Here is a 15,985-nt window from a genome sequence, read left to right as displayed (position 1 = left end):
CCGCACCCCCCCCCCCCCCCCCCCCCCCCCCCCCCGCGGCGCCCCCCCGCGCCCCCCCCGCCCCGCCCCCCCCCCCCCCCCCCCCCCCCCCCCCCCCCCCCCCCCGGCCCGGGGGCCGCCGCCGCGGGAGGAGGGGACCCGCACGGAGGCGGCCGCGGCTCCTCCCCCGGGCGACACGGTGACGGGCACGACGGCCCGGGCACCGGAGGGCAGGCCGGCGGTGGCCGCCGCGCGCACCCGGTTGCCGCCGTCGGTCGCCGTCCGCACCACCGGCCGCAGCACCCGCAGCAGCGCCGGCAGGGCGGCGATCGCGAGAGCCAGGAAGGTCGTCCCGGTCAGCGCGGCCACCAGCGGCGCGTCGTCCGGGGTGGGCGCCAGCACCAGGCCGGCGGCGTACACCAGCGCGGCGGCCGGCTGGTAGAGCGCGAAGGCGATCGTCCAGGTGAGCGTGCGGACGAAGATCGCCCGGCCGGTGTCGGTGTTGGTGGCCGACGCCGACAGCGGCAGCACGCCGGCCAGGACGACCAGCACCACCCCGCGGGCGACGAGCAGCACCATCTGGAGGAGGGCGCCCAGCAGGGCCGTGGTGCCCAGCAGGATCACCAGGACGTCGTTCATGCCGTCGGTCTGCTGGAGCGCCAGCAGCTCGGTCAGCCCGCCCTCGACGTCGCCGGTCGCGCGTTGCAGCACCCACACCGAGAACGCGTCCGCCGCCGTGACCAGCAGCGTGACCCCGGTGAGGCTGGCGCCGCCGACGAGGACCAGCGTCAGCAGCCCCCGCAGCAGGTCGGCCACCGGCTGGCTGCGCCGCTGCCACACCATGCGCCCGGCCGCGATGAGCACGGCCACGACCGCGACCGCGGCCGAGTACCAGGCCAGCGACCCGGCCAGCAGTGAGGCCGCCTCGGACGGCGTCGCCGTCCCGCCGGGGCCGATCGAACCGATGCCGGGGGACGGCGGGTCGGCCCACAGTCGCGCCACGGCGCCCAGCGCGTCGCCGGCCGCCTCGACGATCTCCCGCGCCAGGTCACCCAAGGCGTCTCCTCCTCCACTCTCGTCGAGCACGCCGATCCCCGCGGCCGGGATGGCCGGGTCGAGGAAGGCGTCGCCCAAGGTCCCGGCGGCCGCGTCGACACCGCTGACGTCCGCGGTGCCGCTGATCGAGTCCCCCGGGCCGAAGCCGGCCAGGCCGCCGAGGTCCCTGGCGTCGGAGACGGTGTCGAGCGGGATCCGGTCGACCTCCACCGCCTGCTGGTCGGCGCCGGACAGCACCGGCACGACGGAGTCGTCGACGAAGGCGGCCGGGATCCGGTCGTCCGTGACGGCGACCTCCGCCGGTGTCGGCTCAGCCGGGGGCGTGGTCGGGGTCTGCTCCGCGGGGGTCTCGCCGCCCGCCGCGGGGGTCTCGCCGCCCGCCGCGGGCGTCTCCGCGGGCGGGGTCGTGGTCTCCGCGGGCGGAGTGGTGGTCTCCGCGGGCGGGGTCGTGGTCTCCGCAGGCGGAGTGGTCGTCTCCGCGGGCGGGGTCGTGGTCTCCGCAGGCGGAGTGGTCGTCTCCGCAGGCGGGGTCGTGGTCTCCGCAGGCGGAGTGGTCGTCTCCGCAGGCGGGGTCGTGGTCTCCGCAGGCGGAGTGGTCGTCTCCGCAGGCGGGGTCGTGGTCTCCGCGGGCGGGGTCGTGGTCTCCGCAGGCGGAGTGGTCGTCTCCGCGGGCGGAGTCGTCGCCGGCGCCACCGTGGTCGTGGCGGGCGTCGCAGCAGGCGGCGTCGTCGTCGGAACGGCCGGGTCGGTGGTCACCCCCGCCGTCGGCGTCGCCTCGTCCACGTCCGCTCCCCCTCCGCCTGGTCGCTCAGACCAGGGCCGCGATCAGGCCGGACGCCGACCCGACGAGGACCGCACCACCCAGGACGTAGGCCAGGCTCACCGCGTGCTCGGCCCCCTCGCCGCGGCGGTGGGCCACCGCCATGCGCGCGCCGACGAGCAGCACACCCAGGACGCAGACGGCGAGCACCGTCCAGGCGACCCACTGGACGATCGTGACGATCCCCTCCGCGCCCGGCGGGGCGACGCCCTGACCCGGGTCGACCACGGCCAGGGTCAGCGGGGAGGTGAGCGCCATCGGTTCCGTCCTCGGTCCGTCGTCCACGGCGAGGCGCTGACACCCCCGCCGTTCGTGTCGGCCTCCACGGTCGGTCGCGGCCCCGAGGTGCGGCAATGCCCGAGATTGGGGGGTCCCGCCCCCGCGGCCGCCGGGTTCTACTCGAGTCGCACCGGCGTGGCGGGGGTCCGGCCGGGTGACAGGAGGGCACGGGCATGTCCGGCTCGGGACGGCGCCTCGCGGCTGCGGCCGCGCTCGGCGCTGCCCTCGTGCTGGGCGGCTGCGCGGCGCCGACCGAGCAGGCGCAGCCCGAGCCGACCACGCAGTCCGCGGCCCCTGCCCCCGAACCCGGCGACGCGGACGCCGCGCTGCCCGCGCCGCCGCCCCAGCCCACGGAGGACGACGCCTCGCAGCAGGCCGCGCTCGACGCCGCCACGGCCGCGGTCACCGCCTTCGCCCGGCCCGCCCTGGAGCCCGGGCAGTGGTGGGCCGAGCTCGCGCCTCTGCTCAGTCCCGCGGCCGCGGTGGCCTACGAGGGCACCGACCCGCAGGCGGTCCCGGCGACCGCCGTGACCGGACCGCCCCGGCCCACGCCGTCGGTGAGCGCCTACCTGTCCACCGTGCTGGTGCCGACCGACGCCGGGGAGTACGCCGTCCTGCTCGTGCGCGAGGGCGACGGCAGCCCCTGGCTGGTCGAGCGGTTCACGCCGGTCGACGCCGCCGACCCCTCCGCGGCCCTGACCCCGCCTGCGGAGAGCACCACGGCGGCCACGGCGGCCCAGGCGGAGCCGGCGCCGTGAGGCGCCTCGGCGTCCTCGCCGCGCTGGTGCCGGTGCTCGTCGCGGGCGGCCTGGTCACCGCGGCGCTGGTCACGGAGGAGGACCCGCAGGCCGGCGCGTGCTCGCCGGTGGGTGCCGCGGTGAGCGTCGCGGGGGTGCCCGACGGACCGGTCGCCGGCTGGTCCGGCGAGCAACTGGTCAACGCCGCGCTGATCGTGGAGGCCGGCGAGGCGCTCGGCGTCGACGCCCGCGGCCAGGTCATCGGGGTGATGACGGCGATGGGCGAGTCCTCCCTGACCGTCGTCGACCACGGGGACGCCGTCGGCCCGGACAGCCGCGGGCTGTTCCAGCAGCGGGCCAACGGCGCGTGGGGCAGCTACGCGGACCGGATGGACCCGACCACCTCGGCCACCAACTTCTACGAGGCGCTGCTGCAGGTCGAGGGCTGGCAGACCCTGCCGCCGACGATCGCCGCGCACCGCACCCAGCGCAACGCCGACCCGTACCACTACGCCCGCTGGTGGGACGACGCCCTCGAGGTCACCGCCGCCCTCGCCGGCGCCACGGTCACGGGCCTGGCACCCGGCACCGGCTCGGTCTCCTGCACCGGCGCCAGCCCGTTGCTCCGCAGCGTCAGCGGGGATTGGGCGTCGCCCACCGAGGGCCCGCTGACCAGCGGCTTCGGTCAGCGGGACGACCCGACCGGCGGAGGCGTCCGGCTGCACGCGGGGCTGGACCTCGCGCCGGGGTGCGACGCGCCGATTGTCGCGGCGTCGGCCGGGGTCGTCGTCCGGGCCGGGGTCTCGTCGGGCTACGGCAACCTCGTCGTCGTCGACCACGGCGGCGGGGTGGTCACCCGGTACGCGCACATGGAGGACGACGACCTGCTCGTCGTCGTCGGCCAGCCCGTGGTCGCCGGCCAGCAGATCGCGCGGGTCGGCACGAAGGGTGACTCGACCGGCTGCCACCTGCACTTCGAGGTGCTGCTGGACGGCGCCCCCACCGACCCCCTCGCCTTCCTCGCCGACCGGGGCCTCGACCTGCGCTGACGGCGGGGCGGGCGGGGTGGTGCACGGCGCACCCGCAGCTGGAACAGGGCGCCGCCGCGGGCCGCTGTACCCGGCGTGGGAGCCGCCGCCTCGCCGTCCCCCGTCCACCCCGACCTCTCCCGTCTCCTCCGGGTCCGCGAGATCCACGCCGAGCCGGCCGCGCTGGAGTCGCCCCGCGGGCAGCAGGTGCTGGCCCGCTTCCCCGGCGCCGAGGTGGTGGAGGTCCCCTCGCACTGGCAGATCCCCGACCTGCACGGCAACGCGGGCAACGTCGAGCGCTGGGTGCGGGTGAAGACCGAGACGCTGGTGCTCGGCGTCAAGAAGTCGCTCACCGCCCGCCCCAACGGCCGCTCGGCCAACTGGATCGCCCCGTCGACGGCCAACGGGTGCGCGATGGCCTGCGCCTACTGCTACGTGCCGCGGCAGAAGGGCTACGCCAACCCCATCACCGTGTTCACCAACATCGAGCAGATCACCGGCTACCTGCGCCGGCACGTCGCCCGGCAGGGCCCCAAGACCGAGCCCGACCAGTGCGACCCGGACAGCTGGGTGTACGACATCGGCGAGAACAGCGACTGCTCGGTCGACGCGCTGGTCAGCGACAACGTGGCCGACCTGGTCGCCACCTTCCGCGAGCTGCCGACGGCGAAGGCGTCGTTCGCGACCAAGTACGTCAATCGACAGCTGCTGGAGCTCGACCCGGGGGGCCGCACCCGCATCCGCTTCTCGGTCATGCCGGACGCCGATGCCCGGGTGCTCGACGTGCGCACCAGCCGCGTGCCGGAGCGGATCGCCGCCGTCGACGACTTCGTCGAGGCCGGCTACGAGGTGCACCTCAACCTCTCCCCCGTCGTCCTGCGTGAGGGGTGGGAGGCCGACTGGGCCCAGCTGCTGACCCGGCTGGACGACGAGCTCTCCCCCGCGGCCAAGGCGCAGGCGGCGGCCGAGGTGATCATGCTGACCCACAACCGCGACCTGCACGAGGTCAACCTCGGCTGGCACCCCAAGGCCGAGGAGCTGCTCTGGCGGCCGGACCTGCAGCAGCCCAAGCGCAGCCAGAACGGGCAGTGGAACGTGCGCTACCGCAACGACGTGAAGCGGCTCGGCGTCACCCGCCTGCAGGAGCTCATCGCGGCGCACGCGCCGTGGCTGCGCGTGCGGTACGCCTTCTGAAGAAGGACCCTCCTGCCCCCACCCCTCGCTGGCGCTCGGGGCGGGTCCCTGCAGGAGGGCCGTTCCAGGACCTCACCAAGGGGTCCGTCAACCGGTCTGACCGGTGTCGGCGTGCGCGGCGCCGACCGGCTTGGACTCCGGTGAGCCCCGCTGGCGCAGGTAGACGGCGAAGATCGCCATCGAGCCCACGGCGAGCATCTCCGACTGCCAGTTCTGGAAGGACCGGTTCCAGAAGTCGGCCTCGCCGAGGTAGCCGACCCAGCTGACCGGGTCCTGCCTGTCGGCCAGCTGCTCGGAGTTGTAGGCCGCCCAGCCGGCCACCGACGAGGCGGCCCAGGTGAGCAGGAACAGCGCCCCCATGAGCAGGCCGAGCGAGCGCGAGTACAGCGTCGTCCGCCAGTCACCGGTGCGCGCCCACTTCGGGGCCCCGGGACCGGCGTGCCGGCCGACCTGCTGCTCCTCGTCGGACTCCGTGCCCTCCTGACCCGGTTCCTTCGACTCCGACGAGCCCCGCTGGATGAACCACACGGTGGCGAAGACGTAGAGGAAGAACTGCAGGTACTCCGACTGCCAGTTCTCCATGACGTCGACCCCGAAGGACGACGAGGTGACGTAGTCCAGGAACGACACCGTGGGCAGGCCGTTCGTGACCTGCTGGGCGTTGAAGTCCGCCGTGCCGGAGATCGCCTGGCCGACGAGGGTGATCAGGAACAGCGCGCCGAAGGCCAGGCTCAGTGCGTTGGCGCGGAGGAAGCCGTAGCGGTCAGGCGCGCTCATCGGCCCATCAACCCCAGCGCGGTGACGTAGACGATCCCCAGCAGGATCACGACCAGGAAACCGATGAAGACCCCTCGGACTCCGTTCACGGCCCGTCCACCTCGCAGTCGTAGGGGGCCTCGCCCCGGCGCTGGCACGCGGCCGCGGTGACCAGCCAGCCGGCGTGGCTCTCGGTCAGGAAGACGGTGTCCCCGCTGAGCCGGACCTGCGCGTCGCGGCCCCAGACCTCGACGGACTCCACGGTGCCGCCCTGCAGCGGGATCTGCTCGAGCGCGTCGGCGCACGGAGCCGACTCGTCGGACTCGAGGGCCGCCCGCGTCGCGGGGGCCAGCAGCTCGCACCGCTGCGCCGGGTCTCCCGAGGCGTCCTCGAACACGCGGGCCACCGTGCCGACGTCGTCGGCCTCCAGGCCGGCGCAGCCGCCCAGTAGCGCCGCCACGGCCGCGAGCCCTCCGGCCGCCACCACTCTCCTCGCCGAGGTCGGCACCGGCGCCCTCCTGTCTCCCCCCGACCCTGTCCGGCGGTGCTGGCCGGACAACCCGCCTACCCCCGCTCGACGCCCCGTCAAACGATCACCACCCGCTCGGGGGAACGGGGGGTTGCCCTCGGCCGGGACGGCCCGACGGCGCCGCCCGGTTACCGTGGCGGCGTGGCGCGGGTGGCGGTGGTCGGCGCCGGGCTCGGGGGGCTGGCGGCGGCGGCGCGGCTGGCCGCGCTCGGCCACGCGGTGACCGTGCTGGAGCAGGCGCCGCAGGTCGGCGGCAAGCTCGGCTGGTACGCCCGCGACGGGCACGGCTTCGACACCGGACCGAGCCTGGTCACGCTGCCCGGCCTCTACCGCGACCTGTTCGCCGCGACCGGCGGCCCGCTGGAGGACGCCGTCGACCTGGTGCGCCTCGACCCGGCGGTCGCCTACCGCTTCGCCGACGGGACCCCGCTGGTGATGCCCGGCTCTCTCGACGCCGTGCCCGAGGCCCTCGACGCGGCGCTCGGACCCGGCGCCGGCGCGCAGTGGACGGCTCTCCTGACGCGGGCCGCGGCGATGTGGCGGGTGACCGAGGGGCCGTTCCTCCGCTCGCCACTGGCCGGGGCGGCCACCCTGGCGCGGCTGGCCCGCAGCGCCTCCGACGTCGGCACGGTGGCGCCGTGGCGCACCCTGCGCGGCCTGGGGACGACGCACCTGCGCGATCCGCGGCTGCGCACCCTGCTCGACCGCTACGCCACCTACTCCGGCTCGGACCCGCGGCGGGCGCCCGCGGTGCTGGCCACCGTCCCCTACGTGGAGCAGGCGTTCGGCTCCTGGTACGTGCGGGGCGGCCTGCGCCGGCTGGCCGAGGCGGTCGCGGCCCGAGCGGTCGAGCGGGGCGCCGTCGTGCGCACCGGGTGCGCGGTCGAGCGCGTGCTGGTGGAGGGCGGGCGCGCGGCGGGGGTGCGCCTGGCCGGCGGCGAGGTGCTGCGCGCCGACGTCGTCGTCTCCGGCGCCGACGCCGCGTCGCTCTACGCCGATCTCCTCCCGCCGGCGCGCGTCACCCGCCGGGTGCGGCGGGGGCTGACCCGCAGCACGCCGTCGCTGTCGGGCGTCGTGCTGCTGCTGGCGCTGCGCGGGCGGACGCCGGGTCTGGCCCACCACACCGTGCTCTTCCCGGACGACTACGACGCGGAGTTCGACGCCGTGTTCGGGGTCGGCTCGTGCCGGGGCGTCCCGCAGCCGGTGGCCGACCCGACCGTCTACGTCAGCGCACCCGACGACCCGGCCACCCGCCCGGACGACGACAGCGAGTCGTGGTTCGTCCTGGTCAACGCCCCGCGGCACGACCCCGCGGGCGGCGTCGACTGGGACGCACCCGGCCTGGCCGACCGCTACGCCGGCCAGGTGCTGGAGGTGATGGCCCGGCGCGGGCTCGACGTCCGCGACCGGGTGCGCTGGTGCGTCGTCCGGACGCCGGCCGACCTCGAGCGGGACACCCGCAGCGTGGGCGGCTCCATCTACGGGACGTCGAGCAACGGCGCGCGGGCCGCGTTCCTCCGGCCGGGCAACGCCTCCCCCGTCCCGGGGCTGTTCCTGGTCGGCGGGTCCTCGCACCCCGGTGGCGGCCTGCCGCTCGTCGCGCTGTCGGCCGAGATCGTCGCCGGCCTGGTCGGGCCGGCCTGAGTCCGGCTCACGAGCCGGGCCCGAGCCGACCCGGCAGGAGTCGGGCCGACCGCGGTTCAGGACTCGGCGATGGGGCGGCCGACGGTCAGCGCGTCCCGGACGGCGGCGTCCAGGGACCGGAAGGCTGCGTCGGGCTGGGCGCCCACCGCGTCGAGCACACTGCTGAAGAAGCAGCGGGCCGCCGCAGCGAGGACGACGTCGAGGATCTCCGTGTCGTCCAGCCCGAGCGCACGCAGTTCGGCGAGGTCGTCCTCTGTCATGTGGGCTGCTCCGGCGGCCACCTTGTCCGCGAGCGCCATCACCGCCCGGTCGACCGGTGTCAAGGGCGCCGCCGCAGGGTCGTTCGCGATGGCGGTGACGGCTGCCGAACCGTCGAACTGCTCGGCCAGCAGCTTGCCGTGGGCGAGCGAGCAGTAGCTCGACCGCAGCCGGAGTGCGGCAGCGACGGTGGCCAGCTCGTAGCGGCGCAGGTCCATCGATGCCTTGATCGCGCCGTTGAGGGCGCGCCAGGCCTCCAGCACGGCCGGCCGGTTGGCGAAGACCCGCGTGTGGTTGGCGACGTAGCCGAGAGTCTCCCGGTCACGGTCGTACGCGGCCGACACTCCGCCCGCTGCCCCCTCCTCCGACGGGGTCCGGATCCAGGTCATCGGCCGACCGTAGCCCCGGACCGCGGCGCCACGTACTGGTGCGGCACCACGAGGTGCAGGCCGCGCGAGCGCCCCCGGTTCTCCGCACGGCGTCGCACGCTGGTCAGAAGGGCGGTGGATCGTCGTCCGGCGGCTGTGGCGCGGAACCGCTGCCGGCGCGTGCGGAGGCGTCAGCTGCGGGCGGCTCCGTAGCCGAGCAGCGCGGCCAGGCCCAGCGCGCTGCGCGGGGCGTAGGCGGTCCGCCAGAGGCCACCGTGGGCGGCGGCGCAGGCCTCGTCCTGCCACGGCTGCTCGTGCGCCGGCCCGCCGCCGGTGTGCAGGTCGTGGACCAGCAGTGCGGCCATCAGCACGTTGGACGTCGCCGGCTCGAACACCTCGACGCCGAACCGGTGCGCCCCGGCGTAGGCCGCCGCCAGCGCCCGGTTCTTGACCACCGAGCGGGTGCGGGTCGGGGGCGCGACGTTCATCGACACCGTGGTCCCCGCGGCCCGCGCCACCGTCGCGCGCCAACGCTGCAGCCGCTTGGCCAGCGCGTAGTTCGGGCCCTGCTGGGCGACGAGGCTGTCGGCGATGCCGGGGGCCGCGCCCGGCACGTGGGCCCGCTGCAGCAGCCGGCCGGCCGACAGGGTGCGCAGCGGCCGGCCCAGCAGCTTCGCCGTCCGCGACCGCCCGGCGTAGGCGCGCACCGAGTGCTCCACCGCCTCGGCCGGGACGGCGAAGACGTCGGTCGGTGTGGCGAGGAAGGCCAGCGCCAGGTCGGGGCGGGCCGCAGCCAGCCGCACGGTGAGTGCGTCGACCGCCGTCGACACCCGCACGTTGGTGGCGCCGTCGGCGTAGACGTAGTTGCCCAGCACCGGCCGGCCGGGCAGCCCGGCGACCCACTCGGCCACGGCCGGCACGTCGGCGATGAGGTCCGCGCCGGCCCGGGCGGCGTCGGCGGGGCCCTCCCCCTCGACCGGCAGCAGCAGGGTGCCCGCGCCGCGCCGGGCGGTGTCGAGCACCCGTTCCCACAGCGGTGCGCGCGGCAGGTCGACGCCGGCCACGCGGGCGCCCCAGCGCAGCAGCGCGGTCAGCGGCCCCATCTCCGCGCCGGCCCCGAGCACGACGACGGTGGTGCCGGGCAGCGCCAGCCACCCGGGGTTGGCGGCCACCGTGCGCACCGCCTCGGCGCACGACGGCTCCACCACGCCGGCCGCGACCCAGGTGTCCAGCTGCGCCAGCAGCGCGTCCCCGCGCAGGCGGCGGCCGTGGAAGGGCAGGGAGAGCTCCCGCTCGGGCTCGGCGGTGCCGGTCACCTCGGCCGTGGCCAGGGCGCGCCCGGCCGGCGCGGAGAGCAGCGCGTCCAGCCCGGTCTCGGCGCCGTCGGCCCCGGTGACCCGCATGCGGGCGTGCAGCGAGGCCAGGCCGCACTCGGCGATGGTGAGCGCGGCCTGGCGCGAGGACAGCCCCGCCTCGACCAGCCGGCGGAAGTGGGTCAGGTAGCCGGCCCGCCAGTTGGTCTCCCGCTCCGCGGCGGCCGCGCCGGTGGGGTCGACCCGCCGCAGCGCGTCGGCGACCACGCCGCGCCCCAGCGCCGCGGTGCTGCGCCGCCCGTCCGGACCGGCCGGGAAGACGACGCCACCGTCCTCGGCCGCCATCAGTCGGCGGTCATCGGGGCGTCGACCGGCGCACCGGCCTCCAGCCAGCGCAGCAGCGTGCGCGCACCGAAGCCGGTGCCGCCCTTGACGACCTCCGCGTCGTCCCCCTGCGCGCGGGCGGGGCCGGCGACGTCGAGGTGGGCCCAGGGCAGGTCGCCGGCGAACGGCCGCAGGAACAGCGCGGCGGTCGTCCCGCCCGGGTTGCCCGGCGCGTTGTTGGCGTCGGCGACGGTGCTCTCCAGCAGGTCGGCGTACTCCTCGGCCAGGGGCATCCGCCACACCGGCTCGCCGGCGTGGGCGGCGGCGGTGCGCAGCGCGTCGGCCAGGCCGTCGGTGGTGGCGTAGAGGCCGGCGGTGCGGGTGCCGAGTGCGACCTTCATCGCGCCGGTCAGCGTGGCGACGTCGACCAGCACGGTCGCGCCGAGGTGCAGCCGGGCGTGGGCCAGCCCGTCGGCGAGCACCATGCGGCCCTCGGCGTCGGTGTTCTGCACCTCCGTCGTGCGCCCGCCGACGTGCCGGACGACGTCGGCCGGCCGGTAGGAGGACCCGGACACGGCGTTCTCCGCGGCCGGGACGACGGCGGTCACGGCGACCGGCAGCCCCAGCCGGGCGGCGGCGTCCAGCGTGGCGAGGACGGCGGCACCGCCGGCCATGTCGGTCTTCATCTCGCGCATGCCCGCGTTGGGCTTGATGGACAGGCCGCCGGTGTCGAACGTGATGCCCTTGCCGACCAGCACCGGGTGCCCCGCACCCGCGGCCGGCGGGCGGTAGGAGGCCACGATGACGCACGGCGGCGTGGCCGAGCCCCCGCCGACGGCGAGCACGCCACCGAAGCCGCCGGCCCGCAGGTCGTCGGTGTCGAGCACGTGCACGGTGACGTGGTCGAGCCCGGCCAGCCGCTCCCCCACCTCGGCGGCGAGCCAGGCCGGGTTCTTGGTGTTGCTGGGCGTGTTGACCAGGTCGCGCGCCCAGGCGACGGCGCGGCCGGTCACGTCCCCGGCCCGGGCGGCGGCGGTGACGGCCGGGTCGGCGGCGTCGGTGGCCACGACGGTGACCGTGGCCAGCCGCGGCGGGTGGGGCCTGGAGGTCTCGCGGAAGCGGTAGCCGGCCAGCAGCGCGGCCTCGACGGCGGCGCGCACCTCCTCCGCCCCGGCGGGCGCGGCGGCGTCGTCGACCGGCAGCACCAGCCGGGTGGCGCCGTGCTCGGCGAGGGTCTGGCCGCGGCGGACGGCGGCGCCGACGTAGCTGCGCAGGTCGGGCAGCGTCGCGTCGCCGACCCCGACGGCGACCACGCTGCGCGGGCGGCGGCCGGGCACCGGCAGGTTGGTGACCGCCCCGGGGCGGCCGGTGTTGCCGGTGTCGCGCAGTGCGCCGGCCAGGAGGTCGGCGTCGACCGGCGCGCCGGGGCCGGACAGCCAGCCGGGCAGCGCGCCGCCGGACCCGACCGGCACGGCCAGGACGTCGTCCTCCCCCAGCGCCGGGAGGGTGGACAGGACCTCGACCCGCGGCAACGGCGCGGCCCCGGTCGCCGGCGTGCTGCCGGCGGCCGGGGCCGCGTCGTCCTGCGCGGGGCTGCCCGGGGGCAGGCTCGCGGGGCTGTTCAGCTGGTCGCGCCCTTCAGTGCCTCGGAGAGAGCCGCGGCCTCGTCGGGCGACAGCTCGACGACCAGGCGTCCGCCGCCTTCGAGCGGTACGCGCATGACCAGGCCGCGCCCCTCCTTGGTGACCTCCAGGGGACCTTCACCCGTGCGCGGCTTCATGGCCGCCATGCGTGCCTCCTTCATCGGCCACCCGCAACCCCTGCTGGCGGCGGTGTGACGTCTCGTCGATGCCGTGAGCTCTGCTCCCATGATCCCGTATCCGGCGCTGAGGTCCAACACGAGCCCCCGTCCGTGGGAGGACGAGGCCCTGCAGGAGGGCCGTGCCGGCACGTCACTGCGCCCGGAAGCAGTCGGCGACGTGGTCGTCGACCATCCCGGTGGCCTGCATGAGGGCGTAGGCGGTCGTCGGGCCCACGAAGACGAACCCGCGGCGCTTGAGCTCCTTGGCCATCGCCGCCGACTCCGGGCTGGTCGCCGGGACGTCGGCGAGCGTGGCCGGCCGAGGCCGCGGCGCGGTGGGTGCGAACGACCAGAGCAGCTGCGAGAGCCCCTCGGGGACCCGCTGGGCCGCCTGCGCGTTGGCGATCGCCGCCCGCACCTTGGCGCGGTTGCGCACGATGCCCGCGTCGGCCATCAGCCGCGCCTCGTCCTCGTCGGTGAAGGCGGCGACCGCGTCGATGGCGAACCCGGCGAACGCCGACCGGAAGGCCGGGCGCTTGCGCAGGATGGTCAGCCACGACAGCCCGGACTGGAACGCCTCGAGACAGAGCCGCTCGAACAGCGCGTCGTCCCCGTGCAGCGGGGTGCCCCACTCCTCGTCGTGGTAGGCGACGTACTCCGGGGCGCTGTCGCCCCACGCGCATCTCACCAACGGGGCGCCTCTGACCAACGGGTCCACGGCGCGGAACGGTAGCCCCGCCCACCGACAGCCCTACGGTCGTCGCCGTGGCGACCACGACGACCCCCTCCCCGGTCGCGACGCGTCCCGGCCTCGCGCTGCGGCCGCTCACCGGCCTGGCCGGCGCGCTGGTGCTGCTCCTGGTCGCCCTCGCCGGTCGGTACGGCTACCACCGCGACGAGCTGTACTTCCTGCGCGCCGGGCGGGAGGCGGCGTTCGGCTACGTCGACCAGCCGCCGCTGACCCCGCTGCTGGCCGCCGCGGTGGACGTGCTCGCCCCCGGGTCCCTGGTCGCCCTGCGGGTGCCGTCGGCGCTCGCGGCCGGGGCCGTCGTCGTCCTCACCGGCCTGCTCGCCCGGGAGTTCGGCGGCGGCCGGGCCGCCCAGCTGCTGGCCGGCGCGGCGATGGCGGTGTCGGCCCTGCTGCTGGCCGTCGGCCACCTGCTGTCGACGTCGACGCTGGACCTGCTCGCCTGGACGGCGCTGTCCTGGCTGCTGGTGCGGGCGCTGCGCGACGGCGGGCGGGTCTGGCTGGCCACCGGCGCGGTCGCCGGCCTGGCGCTGCTCAACAAGGTGCAGCCGGCGTTCCTGCTGGCCGCCGTGCTGGTCGGCGTCCTCGCCGTGGGGCCGCGGTCGGTGCTGCGCAGCCGGTGGCCCTGGCTGGGCGGCGCCCTGGCGCTGGTCGTGTGGTCACCGAACCTGGTCTGGCAGGCGGCGCACGGGTGGCCCCAGCTGGAGCTCGCGCAGGCGATCGCGGCCGGCAGCTCGGGCACCAGCGAGCCCTGGTACCTGTTCCTGCCCTTCCAGCTGGTGCTGGTCAGCCCGCTGCTCGTGCCCGTCTGGGCGGTCGGCTGGGTCCGGCTGGCGCGCGACCCGGCGCTGCGGCCGTGGCGAGCCTTCGCCGTCGCCTACGCCGTCCTCGCGGTCGTGTTCCTGGCCACCGGCGGCAAGCCCTACTACCTGGGCGGGCTGTACCCGCTGCTGCTGGCCGCCGGGGCGGGACCGGTGGTGGCGTGGGCCGGCGGCAGCCGGTCGCGGACCGCCGCCGTGGCCGGCGCCCTGGCACTGAGCCTGCTCGTCGACGCGTTCCTCATGCTGCCGGTGGTCCCGGTCGGCCGGCTGGCCGCGACCCCCGTGGTCGACGTCAACTACGACGCCGGGGAGACCGTCGGCTGGCCGGCGTTCGCCGCGACCGTCGAGCAGGCCCGCGAGCTGCTCCCGGCCGACGAGCCGGTCGCCGTCCTCACCCGCAACTACGGCGAGGCCGGCGCGGTGGACCGCTACGCACCCGGGTTGGCCCCCGCGCACAGCGGCCACAACGCCTACTGGGACTGGGGCCCGCCGCCGGAGTCGGTGACCGCGGTCGTCGCCGTCGGCCTGCCGGAGGAGGAGCTGCGGCGCTGGTTCGGCCGGGTGGAGCTCGCCGCGCGCGTCGACAACGGCGTCGGGCTGGACAACGACGAGCAGGGCGTGCCGGTGTGGGTCGCCGAGCAGCGGCAGGTGCCCTGGTCGCAGGTCTGGCCGCAGCTGCGCCGGCTCGGCTGAGCCGCCGGCCCCCGGGTCAGGGGACGGCGGCGTCGACGTCGGGCAGCTCGGAACCGCGGCGCGCCGGGGAGCGCCGGGTGGCCAGGACGCAGCCGGCGACGACCAGCGGCAGGCCGACGGCCAGGCCGAGGGTGAACGGCTCCCCGAGCAGCAGGACGCCGAGCAGCACCGCCACCGCCGGGTTGAGGAAGGTGATGACCAGCGCCCGCTGCGGCCCGACCTCGCGGATGAGCGCGAAGAACATGGCCAGCGCGACGGCGGTGCAGAGCAGCCCCAGGGTGACCAGGGAGAGCACGGCCTGCGCCGGTGCCCGCACCGCCTCGTCCAGGGAGGGTGCGGCGACGGGCAGGTAGACGACCGCGGTCACGGTGAGCGCGATGGCGCTGGCCGCGACGCCGGGCACCTCGGGCAGGGCCCGGCTCACCACCAGCGGCCCGGTGGCGTAGCCGACGACGACCAGGGCCACCGCCAGCAGCGGGAGCAGGGCGATCCCCTCGACGTCGAGCCCCAGCAGGACGGCGATCCCCACCACCCCCAGCCCCATGCCGGCCAGCCGCACCGGCGTGAGCCGGTCCTCCTCCCCCGCCAGCCGCCCGGCCACGGCGGCGACGAACGGCACGCCGGCGACCAGCAGCCCGGTCAGCGAGCTGGACAGCGTCTGCTCGGCGTAGGAGAGCAGCAGCCAAGGACCGGCCATCTCCAGGACGGTGAACAGCAGCAGCGCCCGCCAGTGCCGCAGCGCCGGGCGCAACTGGCCGCGGGCGATCGTCCACGGGAGCAGCACGGCGGCCCCGAGCAGGCAGCGGACGGCGACCACGACGACCGGCGGGACCTCCTCGACGGCCACCTTGATGAGCAGGTACGGGACGCCCCAGATGACCGACATGGCGAGGAACAGCGCCCAGCCCCGCCGGCTCATCGCTCCCCGCGTGCCACGCTGCACGACCTCACGAGCGCCATCCTGCCCGACCCTCCTGACGACCTACCGTGGGAGCGTGTCCGACTACGCCACGTTCGTCCTGTTCGCGGCCGTGCTCGTCCTGGTGCCGGGCGCCGACTTCGCGGTGGTCGTCAAGAACACCCTCACCGGCGGACGGCGGCGCGGCGCCTGGGCGGCAGGCGGTGTCACCGCGTCCAACGTGGTGCAGGGCGCAGCCGCAGCGACCGGCCTCGGGGCGCTGGTCGTGCGCGTGGAGCCGCTGTTCCAGGCGATCCGCTGGATCGGCGTGGCCTACCTGTGCTGGCTCGGGGTGCAGGCGCTGCGCTCCGCCGTCCGCGGCCGGTACCCGGCGCTGTCCGCGGGCGAGGCGCCCCCCGGCCAGGCGCTGGCCGGCTGGCGGCAGGGCTTCCTGTCCAACACCACCAACCCCAAGGTGCTCGCCTTCTACCTCGCGGTGCTGCCGCAGTTCCTCGGCCCGGGGACGCCGGTGCCGGTGCTGGCGGCCTACGCCCTCACCCACGCCGTCCTCGGGTTGGGCTGGCTGCTGCTGCTCGTGGCCGGGCTGGACCGCGCCCGGGCGGTGCTCGCCCGCCGGCCGGTCCGCCGCTGCCTGGACGCGTTCACCGGCTGCGCCCTGCTCGGCTTCGGCGCCCGGCTGGCGACCGAGCGGGCCTGAGCCGCCGCGTTTCCCCGTCCC

Annotated in this window: 16 protein-coding genes; 6 read left to right on the top strand and 10 right to left on the bottom strand. The window is 76.6% G+C overall.

Annotation, left to right across the window (positions count from 1 at the left end; all coding sequences use genetic code 11):
- Nucleotides 1-1,278 (bottom strand): hypothetical protein (locus ACI79D_RS13120; protein ID WP_456918860.1); only part of this gene is annotated, 1,278 nt, incomplete at its 3' end.
- Between the two features lie 565 nt (nucleotides 1,279-1,843).
- A complete protein-coding gene (locus ACI79D_RS13115; protein WP_456918859.1) occupies nucleotides 1,844-2,113 on the bottom strand; it encodes a hypothetical protein in 270 nt (89 codons plus the stop codon).
- A 194-nt stretch (nucleotides 2,114-2,307) separates the two neighbouring features.
- Here ACI79D_RS13115 and ACI79D_RS13110 point away from each other — a divergent pair, with 194 nt between their 5' ends.
- The 3 genes from ACI79D_RS13110 (at nucleotide 2,308) to ACI79D_RS13100 (ending at nucleotide 5,093) form a co-directional block, all read left to right on the top strand.
- Nucleotides 2,308-2,892 carry a hypothetical protein gene (locus tag ACI79D_RS13110; protein ID WP_456918857.1) on the top strand — a complete coding sequence of 195 codons (585 nt, stop codon included), beginning with the start codon at nucleotides 2,308-2,310 and terminating at the stop codon, nucleotides 2,890-2,892.
- A complete protein-coding gene (locus ACI79D_RS13105) occupies nucleotides 2,889-3,920 on the top strand; it encodes a M23 family metallopeptidase (protein ID WP_456918856.1) in 1,032 nt (343 codons plus the stop codon). Before ACI79D_RS13110 ends, ACI79D_RS13105 begins: the two co-directional genes overlap by 4 nt.
- 75 nt (nucleotides 3,921-3,995) lie before the next feature.
- Complete coding sequence (locus tag ACI79D_RS13100) at nucleotides 3,996-5,093, top strand: spore photoproduct lyase family protein (protein ID WP_456918855.1); 1,098 nt, start codon at nucleotides 3,996-3,998, stop codon at nucleotides 5,091-5,093.
- An 87-nt stretch (nucleotides 5,094-5,180) separates the two neighbouring features.
- On the opposite strand, the gene ACI79D_RS13095 is transcribed toward ACI79D_RS13100, so the two are convergent.
- Both ACI79D_RS13095 and ACI79D_RS13090 read right to left on the bottom strand, forming a co-directional pair.
- Nucleotides 5,181-5,870: a DUF6766 family protein gene (locus tag ACI79D_RS13095; protein ID WP_456918854.1), complete on the bottom strand. Its 690-nt coding sequence runs from the start codon at nucleotides 5,868-5,870 to the stop codon at nucleotides 5,181-5,183.
- A gap of 85 nt (nucleotides 5,871-5,955) precedes the next feature.
- Entirely contained in the window at nucleotides 5,956-6,333 is a 378-nt protein-coding gene (locus ACI79D_RS13090) for a hypothetical protein (protein WP_456918853.1), read from the bottom strand.
- 186 nt (nucleotides 6,334-6,519) lie between these two features.
- Between ACI79D_RS13090 and ACI79D_RS13085 the strand changes: the two genes are divergently transcribed.
- On the top strand, nucleotides 6,520-8,022 hold the full coding sequence (locus ACI79D_RS13085; RefSeq protein ID WP_456918852.1) for a phytoene desaturase family protein: 1,503 nt from the start codon (nucleotides 6,520-6,522) through the stop codon (nucleotides 8,020-8,022).
- 56 nt (nucleotides 8,023-8,078) lie between these two features.
- Here the strand turns inward: ACI79D_RS13085 and ACI79D_RS13080 are convergent, their stop codons facing one another.
- The 5 genes from ACI79D_RS13080 to ACI79D_RS13060 all read right to left on the bottom strand — a co-directional run bounded on the left by ACI79D_RS13080 (nucleotide 8,079) and on the right by ACI79D_RS13060 (nucleotide 12,774).
- Nucleotides 8,079-8,669, bottom strand: a complete 591-nt coding sequence (locus ACI79D_RS13080) for a carboxymuconolactone decarboxylase family protein (protein WP_456918851.1) — start codon at nucleotides 8,667-8,669, stop codon at nucleotides 8,079-8,081.
- 170 nt (nucleotides 8,670-8,839) lie between these two features.
- On the bottom strand, nucleotides 8,840-10,306 hold the full coding sequence (locus ACI79D_RS13075) for a hypothetical protein (protein ID WP_456918850.1): 1,467 nt from the start codon (nucleotides 10,304-10,306) through the stop codon (nucleotides 8,840-8,842).
- On the bottom strand, nucleotides 10,306-11,817 hold the full coding sequence (locus tag ACI79D_RS13070; RefSeq protein ID WP_456918849.1) for a leucyl aminopeptidase family protein: 1,512 nt from the start codon (nucleotides 11,815-11,817) through the stop codon (nucleotides 10,306-10,308). The genes ACI79D_RS13075 and ACI79D_RS13070 overlap by 1 nt, the downstream gene beginning before the upstream one ends.
- An 89-nt stretch (nucleotides 11,818-11,906) precedes the next feature.
- On the bottom strand, nucleotides 11,907-12,074 hold the full coding sequence (locus ACI79D_RS13065) for a DUF3117 domain-containing protein (protein ID WP_012947303.1): 168 nt from the start codon (nucleotides 12,072-12,074) through the stop codon (nucleotides 11,907-11,909).
- Nucleotides 12,075-12,237: 163 nt separating this feature from the next.
- The gene (locus ACI79D_RS13060) at nucleotides 12,238-12,774 is read right to left on the bottom strand and encodes a DNA-3-methyladenine glycosylase I (protein WP_456918848.1); all 537 of its coding nucleotides are present in this window, start codon (nucleotides 12,772-12,774) and stop codon (nucleotides 12,238-12,240) included.
- A gap of 77 nt (nucleotides 12,775-12,851) precedes the next feature.
- On the opposite strand from ACI79D_RS13060, the gene ACI79D_RS13055 reads away from it, so the two are divergent.
- Nucleotides 12,852-14,348: a glycosyltransferase family 39 protein gene (locus tag ACI79D_RS13055; RefSeq protein WP_456918847.1), complete on the top strand. Its 1,497-nt coding sequence runs from the start codon at nucleotides 12,852-12,854 to the stop codon at nucleotides 14,346-14,348.
- Between the two features lie 16 nt (nucleotides 14,349-14,364).
- Here ACI79D_RS13055 and ACI79D_RS13050 read toward each other — a convergent pair whose 3' ends face one another.
- On the bottom strand, nucleotides 14,365-15,267 hold the full coding sequence (locus tag ACI79D_RS13050) for a DMT family transporter (RefSeq protein ID WP_456918846.1): 903 nt from the start codon (nucleotides 15,265-15,267) through the stop codon (nucleotides 14,365-14,367).
- A 76-nt stretch (nucleotides 15,268-15,343) separates the two neighbouring features.
- Between ACI79D_RS13050 and ACI79D_RS13045 the strand changes: the two genes are divergently transcribed.
- Nucleotides 15,344-15,964 carry a LysE family translocator gene (locus ACI79D_RS13045; RefSeq protein WP_456918845.1) on the top strand — a complete coding sequence of 207 codons (621 nt, stop codon included), beginning with the start codon at nucleotides 15,344-15,346 and terminating at the stop codon, nucleotides 15,962-15,964.
- The last annotated feature ends 21 nt before the right edge of the window (nucleotides 15,965-15,985 follow it).

The sequence above is a fragment of the Geodermatophilus sp. SYSU D00708 genome (genome assembly GCF_054050115.1).
This window is presented reverse-complemented; position numbering and strand designations above follow the sequence as displayed.